At 72.9% G+C, this 16176-nt stretch carries 15 protein-coding genes and 1 riboswitch; of the genes, 3 read left to right on the top strand and 12 right to left on the bottom strand.

Annotation, left to right across the window (positions count from 1 at the left end; all coding sequences use genetic code 11):
* Positions 1 to 2 precede the first annotated feature (2 nt).
* The gene (locus tag ACFFKU_RS02210; protein ID WP_380136092.1) at positions 3 to 932 is read right to left on the bottom strand and encodes a proline iminopeptidase-family hydrolase; all 930 of its coding nucleotides are present in this window, start codon (positions 930 to 932) and stop codon (positions 3 to 5) included.
* Between the two features lie 131 nt (positions 933 to 1063).
* On the opposite strand from ACFFKU_RS02210, the gene ACFFKU_RS02205 reads away from it, so the two are divergent.
* Positions 1064 to 1795: a FadR/GntR family transcriptional regulator gene (locus ACFFKU_RS02205; protein WP_380135155.1), complete on the top strand. Its 732-nt coding sequence runs from the start codon at positions 1064 to 1066 to the stop codon at positions 1793 to 1795.
* A 131-nt stretch (positions 1796 to 1926) separates the two neighbouring features.
* Here ACFFKU_RS02205 and ACFFKU_RS02200 read toward each other — a convergent pair whose 3' ends face one another.
* From ACFFKU_RS02200 to ACFFKU_RS02165, 8 genes are all read right to left on the bottom strand, one after another.
* Positions 1927 to 2955 (bottom strand): App1 family protein phosphatidate phosphatase, encoded by a 1029-nt coding sequence (locus ACFFKU_RS02200; RefSeq protein WP_380135153.1) that lies wholly within the window; start codon positions 2953 to 2955, stop codon positions 1927 to 1929.
* Positions 2952 to 3875 carry a DUF368 domain-containing protein gene (locus tag ACFFKU_RS02195; RefSeq protein WP_380135151.1) on the bottom strand — a complete coding sequence of 308 codons (924 nt, stop codon included), beginning with the start codon at positions 3873 to 3875 and terminating at the stop codon, positions 2952 to 2954. Before ACFFKU_RS02195 ends, ACFFKU_RS02200 begins: the two co-directional genes overlap by 4 nt.
* 81 nt (positions 3876 to 3956) lie before the next feature.
* The gene (locus ACFFKU_RS02190) at positions 3957 to 4454 is read right to left on the bottom strand and encodes a hypothetical protein (RefSeq protein WP_380135148.1); all 498 of its coding nucleotides are present in this window, start codon (positions 4452 to 4454) and stop codon (positions 3957 to 3959) included.
* A 152-nt stretch (positions 4455 to 4606) separates the two neighbouring features.
* Positions 4607 to 5989 carry a GGDEF domain-containing protein gene (locus ACFFKU_RS02185; RefSeq protein ID WP_380135146.1) on the bottom strand — a complete coding sequence of 461 codons (1383 nt, stop codon included), beginning with the start codon at positions 5987 to 5989 and terminating at the stop codon, positions 4607 to 4609.
* A gap of 70 nt (positions 5990 to 6059) precedes the next feature.
* Positions 6060 to 6659, bottom strand: coding sequence for a methionine ABC transporter permease (locus ACFFKU_RS02180; protein ID WP_380136091.1), 600 nt, complete (start codon positions 6657 to 6659; stop codon positions 6060 to 6062).
* 67 nt (positions 6660 to 6726) lie between these two features.
* Positions 6727 to 7761 carry a methionine ABC transporter ATP-binding protein gene (locus tag ACFFKU_RS02175; RefSeq protein WP_380135144.1) on the bottom strand — a complete coding sequence of 345 codons (1035 nt, stop codon included), beginning with the start codon at positions 7759 to 7761 and terminating at the stop codon, positions 6727 to 6729.
* A gap of 1 nt (position 7762) precedes the next feature.
* Complete coding sequence (locus ACFFKU_RS02170; RefSeq protein ID WP_380135143.1) at positions 7763 to 8716, bottom strand: MetQ/NlpA family ABC transporter substrate-binding protein; 954 nt, start codon at positions 8714 to 8716, stop codon at positions 7763 to 7765.
* Between the two features lie 54 nt (positions 8717 to 8770).
* A riboswitch (SAM riboswitch) is annotated at positions 8771 to 8886 on the bottom strand.
* A 95-nt stretch (positions 8887 to 8981) separates the two neighbouring features.
* Positions 8982 to 10682 (bottom strand): alpha-keto acid decarboxylase family protein, encoded by a 1701-nt coding sequence (locus ACFFKU_RS02165; RefSeq protein ID WP_380135140.1) that lies wholly within the window; start codon positions 10680 to 10682, stop codon positions 8982 to 8984.
* Positions 10683 to 10784: 102 nt separating this feature from the next.
* On the opposite strand from ACFFKU_RS02165, the gene ACFFKU_RS02160 reads away from it, so the two are divergent.
* Together ACFFKU_RS02160 and ACFFKU_RS02155 are read left to right on the top strand one after the other, a co-directional pair.
* Positions 10785 to 11246 (top strand): Lrp/AsnC family transcriptional regulator, encoded by a 462-nt coding sequence (locus ACFFKU_RS02160; RefSeq protein ID WP_380135137.1) that lies wholly within the window; start codon positions 10785 to 10787, stop codon positions 11244 to 11246.
* A gap of 58 nt (positions 11247 to 11304) precedes the next feature.
* Entirely contained in the window at positions 11305 to 12183 is an 879-nt protein-coding gene (locus ACFFKU_RS02155; protein ID WP_380135135.1) for an SDR family oxidoreductase, read from the top strand.
* 20 nt (positions 12184 to 12203) lie between these two features.
* On the opposite strand, the gene ACFFKU_RS02150 is transcribed toward ACFFKU_RS02155, so the two are convergent.
* From ACFFKU_RS02150 to ACFFKU_RS02140, 3 genes are all read right to left on the bottom strand, one after another.
* Positions 12204 to 13307, bottom strand: coding sequence for a GGDEF domain-containing protein (locus ACFFKU_RS02150; protein ID WP_380135134.1), 1104 nt, complete (start codon positions 13305 to 13307; stop codon positions 12204 to 12206).
* 70 nt (positions 13308 to 13377) lie between these two features.
* Positions 13378 to 14505, bottom strand: a complete 1128-nt coding sequence (locus tag ACFFKU_RS02145) for an N-acetylglucosamine-6-phosphate deacetylase (protein WP_380135132.1) — start codon at positions 14503 to 14505, stop codon at positions 13378 to 13380.
* A gap of 26 nt (positions 14506 to 14531) precedes the next feature.
* Positions 14532 to 16088: a diguanylate cyclase gene (locus ACFFKU_RS02140; protein WP_380135130.1), complete on the bottom strand. Its 1557-nt coding sequence runs from the start codon at positions 16086 to 16088 to the stop codon at positions 14532 to 14534.
* Between the last annotated feature and the right edge of the window lie 88 nt (positions 16089 to 16176).

Raw genomic sequence — 16176 nt, 5'->3', positions numbered from 1 at the left:
GACTACTCCTGCTCTGCGGAAGGGGTGCGGGGGGACCGGACGTCGTCGCCGAGGAACTCGTCGAGGACGTCGAGGTAGCGCTCGGGTTCCTCGACGTGGGGCATGTGGCTGGACTCCTCGAACCGGACCCACCGGGCGCCGGGGATGCGCTCGACGAAGGGGGCCACGCAGGCGTCGGTCGCCTCGTCGTGACGACCGTTCAGCACGAGGGTCGTCGCGGTCACCGCCGGAAGACGGTCCTCGATCGTCCAGCCACGGTTCGTGCCGGTCACGTGGAACTCGGTCGGGCCGTTCATCGTGTGGTAGACGGTCGGGTCCTCGTCGATCCACGCGAACGTCCGGGCGACCTCCGCCGGCATGGGCCGGACCCGGCAGACGTGGCGGGCGTAGAACTCGGCCGTGGCCTCCTGGTACTCCGGGGAGTCCAGGGTCCCGGCGGCCTCGTGCTCGTCCAGGGCCCTGCGGACGTTCTCGGGCAGGCCCGCCCGCAGCCGCAGCGCCTCGCTGGACCAGGTCGCCATCGAGGCGGGGGAGTTCGCGATCACGAGGTGGCGCAGGCCCGCCGGTCGCAGGACCGCGTGCTCGGCCGCGAGCATCCCGCCCCAGGACTGCCCGAGGAGGTCGTAGTCGTCGGCGATGCCCAGGCCCTCCAGCACCGAGTCGAGCTGGTCGAGGAAGAGCTGCGGGGTCCAGAACCCGGGGTCGGCGTCGCGCAGGTGGGTCGAACGGCCGTTGCCGAGCTGGTCGTAGTGGACGACCGGGACACCCCGCTCGGCGAGGTCGGCGATCGCGAGGACGTAGTCCATCGTGCACCCGGGGCCACCGTGCAGGACGACCAGCGGACGACGGCCGGCGCCGGGCTCCAGGCGACCGGTGACCCGGACCGCGGTGACGTGCTCCCCGAAGGGCAGGACCCGCTCGCTGACCGGGATCGGAGGAGCGCTGGGTGGCGAGGACGTGAACGACATGCGACGAGCGTGCCGTTTCAATGGTTAATGGACAAGACCATTAACCAGATTGTCACAAACGGGTGACGCGTGATCGGGCTGCCATGATGGCGCCCATGGGTGAAGCGCGGCGCGATCTCACGCTCGACCCCGCCCGGCCGCGGACGAGCGTGCAGGCGGTGGTCGACCGGTTGATCACCGCGATCGCCGTGCGCGACTTCGCTCCCGGGGAGCGACTGCCCGCCCAACGGGAACTGGCCGAACTGCTCGGGGTGAGCCGCCCGACCCTGCGGGCTGCCATCGAGGAGCTCACCGTCGCCGGGTTCCTCACCACCAGCCGCGGCCGCTCCGGGGGTACGTGGGTGCTGGAGGGGGCCGACGAGCGCACCAGCTCGGCCGTGGCCCGGACGTTGCTGCCCAGCTGGACCGAGCTGGAGGAGTCCTTCGACCTGCGCCGCCTGGTCGAGGCGACCATCGCCCGGACCGCCGCCCTGCGCCACACCGACGCGGAGGCCGAGCTGATCCGGCAGTGCCTGGCCGACTACGTCGCCGCCGAGGGGGACGCCGAGCGGGGCCGACGGGCCGACGCCGACCTGCACGACGCCATCTGCGCGGCCACCCACAACTCCCAGCTCGCCGCCCTCAGCCGCGAGCTGCTGGCCCGGGTCAACCTCGGTCTGGTCTGGGAACCGTTCACCCAGGCCGACTACGAACGCGCCCTCCCCCAGCACGCCGAGCTGGTCGAGGCCGTGCTGGCCCGCGACGCCGACCGCGCCGGCGCCATCGCCCACGAGCACTTCGGCATCACCGAGGACCGCGTCCGCGCCGCCCTCGCCCCCGACGCCTGACCCACCCCACCTCCGGTGATCAAGGAATCTCTTGCCTCACGTCCCCCGCGTCACACCGGCTGGTGGGACGCCTGGGATGCGTGATCACTGATTCCTTGATCACGGGAGGGTGGGGGTGGGGGGCGCGTGCTCTATCCCCCGGTGCTTCTCGCCGCGCGGAAGCGCTCCAGCAGGACGTGACCGTCCGGCCCGCGGACCACGGGCACCGAGCCCCCGACCGTCTCGACCGGGCCGCGCTCCGTCGCCGCGGGGTCGACGTCGCCACGGACCTGCCGCAGCAGGACGGCCGCGACGTTGCCCGGATGCTCCCGGGCGAACTCGCGGTAGATCGCCGGGTCGTTCTCCCCGTCGTCGCCGACCAGCAGCCACCGCACGTCGGGGAAGTCCTCGCGCAGCCGCCGCAGGCTGCGCCGTTTGTGGGCCTGCCCGTCGCGGAAGAAACCCTCCTCCGACGGGCCCCACCGGGTCTGCAGCAACGGTCCGGCGGGGAACCCGTTGCGGTGCAGGAAACGCGTCAACGGTTCGTTGAAGTTCCAGGGCCCGGTGCTGAGGTAGACCACCGGCGCGTGCTCGTCACCGTGCTCGCGGGCGGCGGCGAGCAGGTCCGCCATCCCCTCGACCGGGGCCCGCTGCGCGAACGCCCGGGTGAGCGTCCGCCAGGCGGCGCTCAACGGGCGCTGCAGGCCGGTCAGCAGCGCGGTGTCGTCGATGTCGCAGACGATCCCGGTGCGCGCGGAGGGGGCGGCCACGTGCACCGGGGCCGTGACCGGCGGGCGGTCGCCGACCCGGAAGGTCACGCGGTGCTCCCCCGGCCCGAGGGACCACGGCAGGGTGCTGTCGATCAGTCCTCCGGGGCCGCTGCGCACCTCCGCCGGCCCCGCGATGCCGTCGACCCCGATCTCGACGTCCACCCGGGAACGTTGCAGGGTGACCAGCCGTCGCCAGGCGGCCACCCCGCGGACCGAGTCCGGGTCCTTCCCCGGGGCGGCCAGGACGACGCGGGCCAGGACCCGCACCTGTTCCGACGTGCCGTATCCCGGGTAGGGCAGGACGGCGTAGCTCCACCCCCGCCGTCGCAGGAACGACGCGATCACGTCCCGCCGGGCCCGACCGAACCGGAACAGGCCCGCACCCAGGCGGGAACCCGGCTGCTCGTTCATGCCCGACCGGATCCCTGCTCCGCCCGGGACTGCACGAGCAGCAGCAGCACGACCCCGGCGGCCCCGGCCAGGGCCAGGGCGGCGACCGTCACGAGGTCGGATCCGGGGACCAGCAGCGTGCGATCGTCGGCCTGCCAGGGCCACAAGGCCCGCAGGGAACCGAGCATGAGCCCCGTCGCCACCGACAGGGTCTGGTCTGCGTGCCGCAGCAGCAGGTGCTGCAGGACGCGGACGACGGAGCCCAGGCCGATCACGGCACCGAGGACGAAGGCGCCCAGGAAGGCGAGGTCCCGCTCGCTGACCGCCGCGAGGGTCACCTCGTAGAGCCCGAGCGTCAGCAGGAGGAAGGACCCGGAGACACCGGGCAGGACGAGGGCGCAGACCGCCACCGCAGCGGCCGCGGCGACCAGCACCAGCGGCGGGTCCGACACCGAGCCCGCGGGGAGCCCGGTGAGGACGAACGCGGCCACGGCCACGGCCCCGGTCGTGGCCAGCCGGGCCGGCGACCATCGGGACACCATCCGCAGCGGAACGATCACCGAGGCCAGCACCAGACCGAAGAACACGCCCCGCGAACCCACCGGGTGCTCCGTCACGACGGGTTCGAGCACGGTCGTCGCGACGAGCAGGGCGACGACCATGCCGACCATCACGGGGATCAGCACCGCCCAGTGGGCCCGGCGCAGCCGGTCGCGCGCCGCGCGCGGACCGGCGGTGAGCCCGGCCCGGGCCGCGCCGAGGACGTGCCCGGCGGAATCGATGAGATGCCCGTAGACCCCGGTCACCAGGGCGATCGTGCCGCCGCTGACCCCGGGAACCACCTCTGCGCACCCGATGAGGCCCCCGCGGACGAGGTCCAGCGGAACCCTGCGACGGCTGGTGCGGACCGGGACGACGGACAGGGGTGGTCGGGGGGGCACGCACCCCACCGTAACCAGCGGGGCCGGTCGACCCCGACCGTCGACCGGTCACCCCTCCTGCCCGCGAGCCCTTCCTCGGGTTCAGACCGGGAGGTGTCGACTGTCCCGCAACAGGTCGATCGAGGACGACGGGTCCCACGAGGTCCAGACCTCGATCTCCAACCGGGGCCGGACCGTGGTCGTCAGCCACCCCACCCGGGTACCCCCCGAACGCTTCTGGACACCGAGGTGCCCCTCCTCGCCCGTCGGCAGCAGGTGGACGTCGGGGCGGCGGGGCCGATCAGGGTCGTCGCCGCGGTCTCCCCCCGCATATTCACGGGCGGGGCCGAGGCCGATCCAGACGAGTCCCGCCCGACGGGCTTCCCGGAAACCGGACCACGTCTCGACCGCTGGTGGGAGGAAACCCACGACGGCCGACCAGCGCCCGGACGCTCCGTCCTCCCGACCCGTGCACACGGTGGTGAAGCCGCGTGCCAGCAGTCCCGGGAGTTCGGGGATCGGGAACCCGGCGTGCTCGGCGAACCATTCGGTCGTCCGGGGTTCGGCGAGGACGTCCGCGACCTGGTGAGTCATGAGCATCCGGTCACCGCGGGGTGACGAGGCCGGTCGGGCCAGTTGGCGCAGGGCCGCGCGGTCTTCGTCGGTGAGATGCAGGGTGGTGTCGAGAGTGCGCAGGTGGACCTCCTCGGGAGTGGGAGATCACTGTCGCATTCGACGCGGAGCGTGGTGGCTCAGACGCAGACCCGGTCGCGCCCGGACTGCTTCGCCCGGTAGAGCTCGCGGTCCGCGCGGGCGAGGAGGTCACCCGTCGTCTCCCCCGGGCGCAGCACGGCCACCCCGGCCGAGACCGTGTTCGGGATCGGCGTGGCCTCGCGCAACGCCTCGGCGAGGCTGAGGGCGTCGCGCACCCCCACCTCGTGCACGAGGGCGAGGAACTCCTCCCCGCCCCAGCGGTAGAGCGTCGAGCGTGGGTGACGGCGGTGCAGCACCCCGGCCCAGGCGGCCGAGCAGGCCTGCAGGACCTGGTCGCCCCGCTCGTGGCCGAACCGGTCGTTGACCGCCTTGAAGTGGTCGAGGTCGAGCAGGATCACGGCGACCCGGGGAAACTCCTGATGGGCGAAGACCTGGTCCAGGTCTCCGGCGAGGCTGCGGCGGTTGGCCAGGCCGGTCAGGTGGTCGGTGCTGGCCTCCCGGCGCAGGCGGCGGGACTGCTCGCCCATGGTCCGCAGCGCACCGCGCAGGCGGAAGGTGATGAGGACCGCCATGAGGACCGATCCGCCACCGAGGAGCTGCCAGTCGACGGGGTGGCCGGCCAGGCCCTGCAGGAACAGGGCGACCGGCGGCACGCACGCGGCGATGGGGAGCAGCGTGAGGCGGATGCGGTCGCCGAACTCCGTCCCGTAGCGGGCACCCGCCGGATGAACGAGGCCGGAGGCGGCCATGAGCGAGACGGCGATCGAGGTGGGGGCGCCGAACCAGTAGACGAGCGGGGTGTCGGTGACCCGGTAGAGCACGGTGAGCAACGTGTCGCCGACCAGCAGGAGGCCGCACCCCGTGCTGATGAGCGCGACCGAGGCGATGCGCATGCGCCCCTGCAACCCCAGCCGGACGACCATGACGAGCAGGACCAGGTCCAGCAGCGGGAAGGCGGCGGTGACGAAGATCTCCACCGAGTCCGCCCGGGCCAGCAGCGGACGGACCAGTTGGGACAGGACCACCAGTCCCGGCCCGAGGGCGAGCACGACACTGTCGGACAGCAGCGTCCGTTCCGCACCCCGACCCCAGCGGTAGAGCCCGACGATGAGGGCCAGCCACCCGGCGGCGAAGAACGGTTCGGCGAGCGAGGGGAACACCGCGTGCCCCTGCTGCAGCCACAGGACGTGGAAGATGACGAACCCGACGACGAGGAACCCGGCGCCGATGCTGATCCAGCGCCAGCCGCAACGTTCGACGGGGTGGGCCCGGCGGGAGCCGACGAGCCCCACCCCGAGCAGGAGCAGGGGTGGGGCCACGGCGACGGGGAAGCGGGCGACCGGGCCGGGATGGAACGCCGGTAGGACGACCGCCGCCGCGCACAGCAGCGCGGGGAGGGTCCAGCGCCAGGTCCGCAACACCCTTCATCGTTCGGCACCGCCGTCGGCGGTCTTGAACGGCGGGACGGGTGAGCCCACCGGGATGACCGCGTCACCGACGCATGACACCCCGGGCGATGCGGTTCCCGACGAGCTGACCGATCTGGACGATGACCACGATGGCCACGACGGCGGCGATGACCACGCCGTAGTCGTAGCGCTGCGAACCGGAGGTGATGGCGTAGTCGCCGAGCCCACCACCGCCGATGATCCCGGCCTGGGCGGTCATGTCGACGATGCCGATGAAGATGAACGTGTAGCCCAGCACCAGCGGGCCGAGCCCTTCCGGGACGACCACCGTGAAGAGGATCGACAGCCGGGAGGCACCCGCGGCCCGGGCCGCCTCGACGACCCCGGGATCGACCGCGACGAGGCTCTGCTCGACGATGCGGGCGACCGCGAACCCGGCGGCGAAGGCGATGGTGAAGGTCACGGCCGGGGTGCCGATCGAGGTCCCCACCACCAGTTGCTGCAGCGGGAACAGGGTGGCCAGGAGGATCACGAACGGGATCGGCCGGATGAGGTTGACGACGAACCCGATGATCCCGAAGGCGATCCGGTTCTCGAGGATGTTGCCCCGCCGGGTCGCGTAGAGCGCGACCCCGAGCAGCAGCCCCACGGCCCCGGCGATGACCATCGAGACCACCGTCATGAACAGCGTGGTCCCGATCGCGGTCAGGTAGACGTCGGGGTCGACGCCGTCGAAGAAGCCGTCCACGTCAGTTCTCCTCCTCGGCGTCGATCCCGGCGTCGCGCAGGTTGCGCAGGGCGGCGTCCACGTCGGCGACCCCGTCACCGCCGCCCAGCTCGTAGGTCAGCGACCCCGCCCGCCGTTCGGCAATCTCCCCCACCCCGCCGAACACCAGCTCGGCCTGGACCCCCGCGTCGCGGAAGCAGCGATCGACGACCTGCTGGAGCCCGGGGCGGTCGGTGATGCGGACCGACACCAGGCGGCCCGTGTGGTGCTCGCGCAACCGCCGGAGGATCTCCGGCGAGGGCCGGTCGTGCGTGGCCGTGCGGACGAAACGTCGGGCGGCCGCGGTCTTCGGGGCGGTGAACACCTCGTAGACGTCGCCGATCTCGACGATCCGACCCTTCTCCATGACCGCGACCCGGTCGGCGATCTGGCGGACCGCCTCCATCTCGTGGGTGATGAGGACGACGGTGACCCCGAGCTCGGTGTTGACCCGCCGCAGCAGGGCCAGCACCTCCTCGGTGGTCTCCGGGTCCAGCGCGCTGGTCGCCTCGTCGGCGAGCAGCAGCGGCGGGTTCGTGGCCAGGGCCCGGGCGATGCCGACGCGCTGCTTCTGCCCGCCCGACAACTGCTCGGGGTAGGCGTGCGCGCGGTCCAGCAGCCCGACGAAGTCGAGCAGCTCCGCCACCCGCCGGTCCCGCTCGGCCCGGGCGACACCGGCCACCTTGAGCGGGTAGCCGACGTTCTTGGCGACCGTCCGGGACCGGAACAGGTTGAACTGCTGGAAGATCATCCCGATCCGCGACCGCGCGGCCCGCAGCTCCTTCTCGGACAACCGGGTCAGGTCCTGACCCGCCACCCGGACGGATCCCGAGGTCGGCATCTCCAGGGCGTTGACGAGGCGTACCAGGGTGGACTTGCCGGCCCCGGAGTACCCGATGACCGCCAGCACCTCGCCCTCGGCGACCTCGAGGCTGACGTCGTCGACCGCCACGACCGGCCCGGCCCCGGGCCGGTCGTAGCGCTTGCCGACCTTGTCGAGCGTGACGAGCGCGGTCACGTCAGGCCGCGTCCCGCGCGTCCTGCTCGACCGTGGCCAGGTCGGCCTGCAGCTTGGCCGCGGACTCGTCCACCACGACCGCGGTCGGGTTGGCCTTCTTGAACAGCTCCTGGACCGACGGGTCGTGCCAGAGTTCACCGAGCTTGCGGTACGTCTCGTTGCCCTTGTCCTCGGCGCGGACCGCGAACAGGTTGACGTACGGCGCCGCGGTCGGGTCGGACGGGTCGTCCTGGGCGATCGCGTCGTCCAGCGGGAGCTTCGCGTCGGTCGCGTAGTTCTGGTTCACGATCGCGGCCACGGCCGAACCGGAGAGCAGCGCGTTGGCGGTCTGCGAGGCGTCGATCGGGGTGACCTTGACCTTGGCGCTGGTGACGTCGGAGACGGTGGAGTAGGCGTTGCCGCCGTCGGCCAGCGTGATCAGCCCGGCCGACTGCAGCACGAGCAGGCCGCGCGCCTCGTTGATCGCGTCGTTCGGGATGGCGACGACGGAACCCTGCGGGATCGCCGAGGCGTCGTCGACCGTGGTCGAGTACAACGGCAGCGGGTAGACCGCGGTGGAGGCGATCGGCTGCAGGTCGTCGTCGGCGGTGACGTTGTAGTTCGCCAGGTACTGGATGTGCTGGAACTGGTTGATGTCCAGCTCACCCTGCGACAGCGCCGGGTTCGGCAGGCTGTAGTCGCCGAAGTTGACCAGCTCGACGTCCACGTTCAGCTGCGACTTGGCCAGTTCGACGTAGGGCTTCCAGTAGTCCTGCGCCTTGTCGGCGACGCCGATCTTGACCGTCTGCGCCTCGGCCCCGCCGGCCGCCGTCGTGGTGACGTCGTCGCCGCCGCGGTTGAAGAAGATCACCGCGCCCACGACGACGAGGACGGCGACCACGATTCCCGCGACGATCGGGACCGGGCTGCGCTTCGGCTTGGGCGGGAGGGCGGGGGAGGACCCGGTGCTGGACATGGTTGGTCGACCTCTTTCACGCTCGTGCCGACGGAACGCTCGTCGGCGACTCAGAACCCGTACTTGCCGCGGCCCCGGGCGGGGAGCGGCCGAGTCTTCACCTGGGGCACCCCGCCACGGAGGAGGGTTGCCGGACAGCCAGCCAGGGCTTCGCGCTGTCACTCATGACCTGAGGGAACGCTAGGAGCCGCTGCTGCCCCCGTCAACTTCAGCGACGAGGGGGCGAGGAAACTCACACGGGACGTGCGTGGGGGAACCCCCCGGCTCAGCGGATGCTGCGGGCCAGCACCTTGAGCAGCTCGGGAGCATCGTCGCGGGGAAGCACGACTTCGATGAGGGCCGGCCGCTGCGGGTCGGCCCGACGTTCGGCGAGGACCTTGGTCAGGTCGGCCGACGTCGCCGCCCGGAACACCGCGGTGGCCGGCGCCCCGAGCGCCGCGGGCAGCTGCGTCCAGTTCCATGCCAGCACGTCCTGGTACACGGCCTCGGGGCTGGCGATGGCCCGTTCGACGGTGTAACCCTCGTTGTTCAGCAGGAAGATCGTCGGGGCCGGGCCGGTCGTCCGGGACCCCTGCTCCAGCAGGCGGCCGAGCTCGTTCACGGTGAGCTGCGCCGAACCGTCGCCGATGAGCAGCACGGTCTCGCGGTCCGGCGCGGCGAGCACCGCGCCGAGGGCCGCGGGCAGCGTGTACCCGATCGAGGACCACACCGGCTGACCCAGGAGGTCGCACCCGTCGGGGAGGGTGAGTTCCAGGGCACCGTAGAAGGAGGTGCCGGCCTCGGCCACGAGCAGGGTCCCCGGGGCCAGCCAGTCCTGCAGGATCGGCCAGAACTCGGCGTGGGCCAGCGGGGCGTCCCCCGTGATGGGCCGGGCGGAGGAGGCCCGGACCTCGGCGCGCGCCGTGACGGCACCGGTCCGGGCGGCGACGATCTCCTCCAGGATCCCCAGCGACTCCTCCAGGTGGACCCCGTGGAACTCCGCCCCGGCGACCCGCGCGTGGTCGAGCTGCAGGTCGACCACGGCGTCGGGGTCGAAACCGTGGGTGAACCGCCCGGTGAGGAAGTCGGTGAGCACGACGCCGGCCAGGACCAGCCGTTCCGTCCCGCCGGCCGCGGCCCCGTCCACCGCCGCCCGGGTCGCGGGAGCGACGGTGAACTCCCCCGCGTAGACCCCGAGGGTCGCCGGGTGCGACTCGTCGAGCATGGCCTTCGACGCCGACTGCGTCGCGACCCGGACCCCGCCGTGCGCGGCCACCGCCCGGACCCGGTCCTCCAGGTGCCGACGGTGCAACCGGGGACCGGCCAGGACGGTGAGCCCGGTGCTGCCGGACAGGTGCTCGGTGAGGGCGGCCCGGAACTCGGCCGCCGCCTCCACGTCGCTGCGCAGCAACCGCAGGGGGCGAGCGAGCGCGGCGGCGTTGACGGGCACGCGGGCGACGTCGGCGGGGACGCCCAGGTAGACGGGCTTGGAGGAGTCGACCGCCCGGCGCAGCACCCGGTCGATCGTCCGCGCCGCGTGCTCGGCCCGGACCACGACGGCCTCGGCGCACACCTCGGCGGCGATGCGCACGAAATGGCCGTGGTCGCCGTCGGCCAGGGAGTGGTGCAGGAGCAGTCCGGCCGACTGCGCCGCGGTGGACGGCATCCCCACGATCGAGACCACGGGAACGTCCTCGGCGAAGCTGCCCGCCAACGCGTTGACCAGCGAGAGTTCACCCACGCCGTAGGTGGTCACGACCGCCGCAGGCCCGCGACGGATCCGGGCGTACCCGTCGGCCGCGTACCCGGCGTTCAGCTCGTTGCTGGAACCGATCCAGCGCAGCGGGACCGGGCCTCGACCGGCCCCGAGCAGTTCGTCCAGCAAGCCCAGGTTGAAGTCCCCGGGCAACCCGAACAGGTGCCCGATCCCCAGCTGCTGCAACCGGGTCGCGAGGTAGCCGCCCACCGAGATCGTCTGCTCCGTCATGCCGGGATCGTGCGGCGCGGACGGCGAGATGCACAACCGTCGGGGTGTGCGGTGGGCGATCTGACCAATCACACCCGTCCCGTCGCCCGTAAACTGATCGACGTGACCACTCTCGACGCGACCGATCGGCGCATCCTGCTGGCCCTCGACGTCGACCCGCGCGCCACCGTCGCGAAGCTCGCCCTCGACCTGGGGCTGGCCCGGGGAACGGTGCACACCCGGTTGGAACGGCTCGCGGCACCGGAGGGACCGTTGGCCCCGCACTCGGTTCGGCTGCGGACGGCCGCGGTGGGTCTGCCGTTGCGGGCGATGGTCACGGCCGGGGTGGACCAGGACGAGTTCGACGACCTGCTGCGCGACCTGACGGGGATCGAGGAGGTCGTGGAGTGCCTGGGCACGGCCGGGGAGAACGATCTCCTCATCGAGATCGCGGCGCGCGACGCCGACCACATCTACGAGATCACCCAGAAGATCATGCGCTGCCGCGGGATCCGTCGAACAGCCACGTCTTTGGTCCTGCGCGAACTCCTGCCGCGACGGACGGCGCACCTGCTCCGGGGATGACCATGGTCGGCCACGGTTCTGGAGATGTCGTGACCCGCGTGGCGGGTTAGGAAGGAGCATGGCCGACCAGACGACGCCCACCGACCCCACGACGCAGCACCCCTCGAGCACGCCGGGGCAGTCCATCGACCATCCCGGCGCGACCGCCGACATGGATCTCACTCCCGACCACGGGGAGCAGACCTACCGCGGGACCGGGAAACTCGAGGGCCGTCGGGCCGTGATCACGGGTGGGGACTCGGGCATCGGACGGGCCGTGGCCCTGGCGTTCGCCCGCGAGGGGGCCGACGTCCTGGTCGTCCACCTGCCCGAGGAGCAGGCCGACGGGGACGAGACCGTCCGTCTGGTGACCGAGGCCGGCCGCAAGGGGATCAGCCTCCCCGGCGACCTGCGCGAGGAGAGTTTCTGCGTCGAGGTGATCGACACGGCGGTCCGCGAACTCGGGGGGCTGGACGTCCTGGTCAACAACGCGGCCTACCAGATGGCCGTGGACGGCATCGAGGACCTCAGCACCGACCAGCTCGTCCGGACGTTCACGACCAACGTCTTCGCGACCTTCTGGCTGAGCAAGGCCGCGGTCCCGCACCTGCAGCCGGGTTCCTCGATCATCAACACGGTGTCGATCCAGGCGGAGAGCCCCTCGGGCCCGCTGCTGGACTACGCGGCCACCAAGGCCGCCCTGGTGAACTTCACCACGAACCTCGGCGAGCAGCTCGCCCCGAAGGGGATCCGGGTCAACGCGGTGGCCCCGGGTCCGATCTGGACCCCGCTGATCCCGGCGACCATGCCGTCCGAGCAGGTCGAGGACTTCGGCGCGCAGACGCCGCTCGGTCGCGCGGGGCAGCCGGCCGAACTGGCCCCGGCCTACGTGTTCCTCGCCTCGCAGGAGTCGAGCTACATCGTCGGCGAGACGATCAAGGTGACCGGCGGGAAGTGATACCCGGTAGGTGCGGCGCGTCAGCGCCGGAGGCCGGGCGGCACGTGGAGTTCGGAGAAACTCACGTCCCGCCCGGCCTCCTTCGCGTCCAGCAGAAGTCGGTCGGCGCGGCGGAACGTGTCCGTGAACAGGTCGGCCGCCCGGTCGGCGCTCGGGATGGCCCGGGTCACCCCCGACGGCACGGGTGAGCTGGCGGCTCCGACGCTCACGGTGACCTGCCGCCCCGGTATCGAGGTGCGCACCGTGGTGCGCACGGCCTCGGCCAGACCGCGCAACCGCTCCGGGCGGAGGACCGCCACGAGGACCAGTTCCTCCCCGCCCCAGCGGGCCGCCACCTCGTCCTCCCCCACGAAGCCGGCCAGCAGGCCGCCGAGCCGACGCAGGACGTCGTCCCCCGCCTCGTGGCCGAGGTCGTCGTTGATCCGTTTGAAGTGGTCCACGTCGGCGACGACCACGGCCAGGTGCCGGCCCGGTGCGGAGGCCCGGTCGAGCAGGAGCGGAAGCTCGTGGTCGAGCCCGCGCCGGTTCAGCAGCCCGGTCAGCGGGTCGCGCCTGGACAGGGCGTCGGCCCGGCCGCACGCCTCGTCCAAGCGGGAGCGCAGCAGCAGCAACGACGCGGTGATCGGCAGCATCACCAGGGCGGCGCACAGGGCGACCAGGAGGCGTTCCAGGAGCAACCCCGGCCCGGTGAGGACGACGACGGCGGAACCGGTCACCGCGGAGCACGCCACCCCCACCACCTGCTTCCAGGTGTCGAACAGGGCCGCGTAGACGGGGGCGATGACGAACGCGAGGGCGATGAGCGAGCGCAGCCCGGGCTGGGCGACGGGGAGCGCGAAGCACAGACCGGCGACGAGGAGCAGGTAGGACCATCCCACCCCGGCCTGCTGTCCCGCTCGCAGTCGCCGGTGGTGGATCACGGCGCCGAGGACGAGCAGGGCCGCCCCGAGCAGAGGGGCCGCCTCCGTTCCCGGTCGCACGACCGGCAGCCCGAGGAGTTGAAGTCCGAGAATGGCACCCACCGCGATGATCCCGGAGCAGGTGATCAGGTAGACGCAGGCCGCCGGAGCGTCCAGGCGCAGCCGTAGCCACGCCCCCGCCCGGTCGATCGCTGCTGGTGTCACCCGACCGTGATCGGTCGATCCGGCCCGTCCCTGGATAGCCCGATGTGATCATCCGGGCGGAGCAACCCGGTCACCCCGGACCGGGCCCACCCTCGACCGCGAGGACGCGCAGGTCCGCGTCGAGCAGCACGGCACCACCCCGGGCCCCCACCTCGAGGTGGCCGACGTCGGGACGACCCAGGACGGCCGCCGGGGTGGTCGTCACCGCCGCGAGGGCGTCGTCCAGGCCCAGCCCCGCCTCCTGCACGGCGAAGCGGAGGGCCCGGTCCAGGGTGAGGGTGCTCCCGGCGACGGCACCCCCCTCGACCAGCCGGGCGACCCCGTCGACCACGTCGACCTCCAACCCGCCGAGCGGGTAGCGGCCGTCGGCGGCCCCCGCGGCGGCCATCGCATCGGTGACGAGCGCAGTCCGTCCCACCCCGGCGTGCCGGGCGGCGAAGGCGACCACCCGGGCGTCGAGGTGCACGCCGTCGGCGATGAGCTCGACGGTGACCCGGTCGTCGTCGAGCAGGGCGAGGACGGGCCCGGGTTCGCGGTGGTGCAGCGACGGCATGCCGTTGAACAGGTGCGTCGCCACCCGCGCCCCGGCGTCGACCGCCGCCCGGACGAGTCCCGCGTCGGCGGCGGTGTGGCCGATCGCGACGACCACCCCGGATTCGGTGAGGGCCCGGACGGCGTCGAGCCCGCCCTCCAGCTCCGGGGCCAGGGTGACCATGCGCACCAGCCCCGTCGCGGTCAGGCGGGTGACGTCGGCCGGCGCCGGGGGCTGCAGCTGCTGCGGGTCGTGGGCCCCCCGGAACCGCTCACTGAGCCACGGCCCCTCCAGGTGGACCCCGGCCAAGGTGCCGTCGGCGACGAGCGGGCGCAGCGCCTCCACCGCGGCCTGCAACTCGGCCACCGGCCGCGAGACGAGGCTGGCGACCAGCGTGGTCGTGCCGTGCCGCCGGTGCAGCGCGGCCACCGTGCGGGCGGCATCCGTCCCGACCGACCCCGCGGCCCCGAACTGCTCCCCCGCGCCGCCGTGGCAGTGCAGGTCGACGAAACCGGGCACGACGAGGTCGGCGCGACGGACGTCGGAACCCGTCGGGAGCCGCCCCTCACCGAGCGCGGTGACGACCCCGTCGGTGAGTTCCACCCACCCCTCGGGCAGGACACGCCGCCCCGTGACGATGCGGCCGGTGAGCACGACGGGAGCCATGTCCGAAGCCTGGCACGCGGCCCGCGTCAGTCGGCGAGCAGGACGTCGGCCTGCCGGGCCGAGGACACGACCCGGTTGCGACCGCCGTGCTTGGCCGCGTAGAGCTTCCGGTCGGCGCGTTTGAGCAGCTCGACGCGATCACGCGGGGCGACCCCGTCGTCGGGGGCGAAGGCGACCCCCACGCTCACGGTGACCGGCCGGCCCTCGGTCAGCGCGTCCCAGTCGTCGCCCGCGACCCCGGCCCGCAGGCCTTCGGCCGAACCGACGACGGCCAGGTCGCCCCAGCCCTGCCAGACCAGGATGAACTCCTCGCCGCCCAGGCGGGCGCAGAAGGTGTTCGGCAGCCCGCCCGACCAGCGCAGCAGGTGCGCGCCGAGCCGGCGCAGCACCTCGTCGCCGGTGTCGTGGGACAGCTCGTCGTTGATGCGCTTGAAGTGGTCGGCGTCCACGATGGCGGCCGCGACCGGCCCCGGTGCGGTGAGCACCCGGTCGAGGTGCTCCTCGGCCGCGCGGCGGTTGGGCATGCCGGTCAGGGCGTCGGTCATGGCGAGGGCGCGGTAGTCCTCCGCCTCGCGACGGGCGGTCACCGCGTCGTAGCGGGCCTGGGCCAGGAACGCGCGGGTGCTGTTCTGGCGGGCCCGCAGGGCACGGTCGGCCTCCGAGAAACGGACGTGGTGGCGGTAGGCGCGCTCCCAGTCACCGGTGCGGGCGGACAGCGTGGCGGTGGTCTCCTCGACCAGGGGTCGCAGGGCGACGAGACCGGCCGCGTCCACCATCCGTCGGGCGTCGTCGAGCTGCACCTGAGCCTCGTCGAGGCGTCCCAGCCTCGCCAGGATCTCGACGGCCGTGAGCCGGACCCACACGTCGTCGTCGATCTCCTGGAGCACGGCCGTACTGCCCGCGATGGCCAGGCGGATGGTCTCGAGGGCCTGCTCCGGGCGACCGCTGTGCAGTTCGACCACGGCCAGGGTGTCCAGGTCGGCGCAGCGCAGCTGGACGGTCCCCGTCCGGGCGAGGTCCCGCATCTGCTCGGTCAGGGGGACCGCCGCCGCGACGTCCCCTGCCTCGCAGAGGATCCAGGCCCGGTTGTTGAGGGTGAACAACCGCAGCAGCGGGTCGTTCAGCTCGACGGCGATGGCCCAGGCCTGGTCGAGCAGGGTGTGGACGTCCTCGCGCTCACGATCGACCAACGTGCTCAGGCGCAGCAGGCCCTCGGCCCGCAGCCAGCGCGGCGCGTCCGGTGGGAGCAGTTCGAGGCAGGCGAGGGCGTGGCAGCGGGCCTGGGCCTCGTCGCCGGCCTGGGCGTGCAGGAGCGACCAGGCGAACTGCACCCGGGAGCGCAGCTCGGGGTCGCCCAGGTCCTCCGCGACCACCTCGGCCTCACGGGTCAGCTCGGTCGCCCGCTCGGTGTCGTTCAGCACCGCGAGGACGTCGGCCAGGACGAGCTGGGCGCCGGCCCGGGCGGCGCAGTCACCGGCCTCGGCGGCGCGGACCATCAACCGCCGGGCGGCGTCCTCCTGGGAGCGCAGCGCCCGACCTCGGTTGCGCTGCAGGACCCGCACCTCGTCGTACAGGGCGGACACGGGTCGAGCCGGGGTGAGTTCCGTGGATGGGCGCGTGACGTCCACCGACATCGGTCTCGACCCCCTCTCCTCCTGCCTGGCTGTGATC

The organism is Kineococcus gynurae (assembly GCF_042433995.1).
GTDB classification, from domain to species: domain Bacteria; phylum Actinomycetota; class Actinomycetes; order Actinomycetales; family Kineococcaceae; genus Kineococcus; species Kineococcus gynurae.
This window is presented reverse-complemented; position numbering and strand designations above follow the sequence as displayed.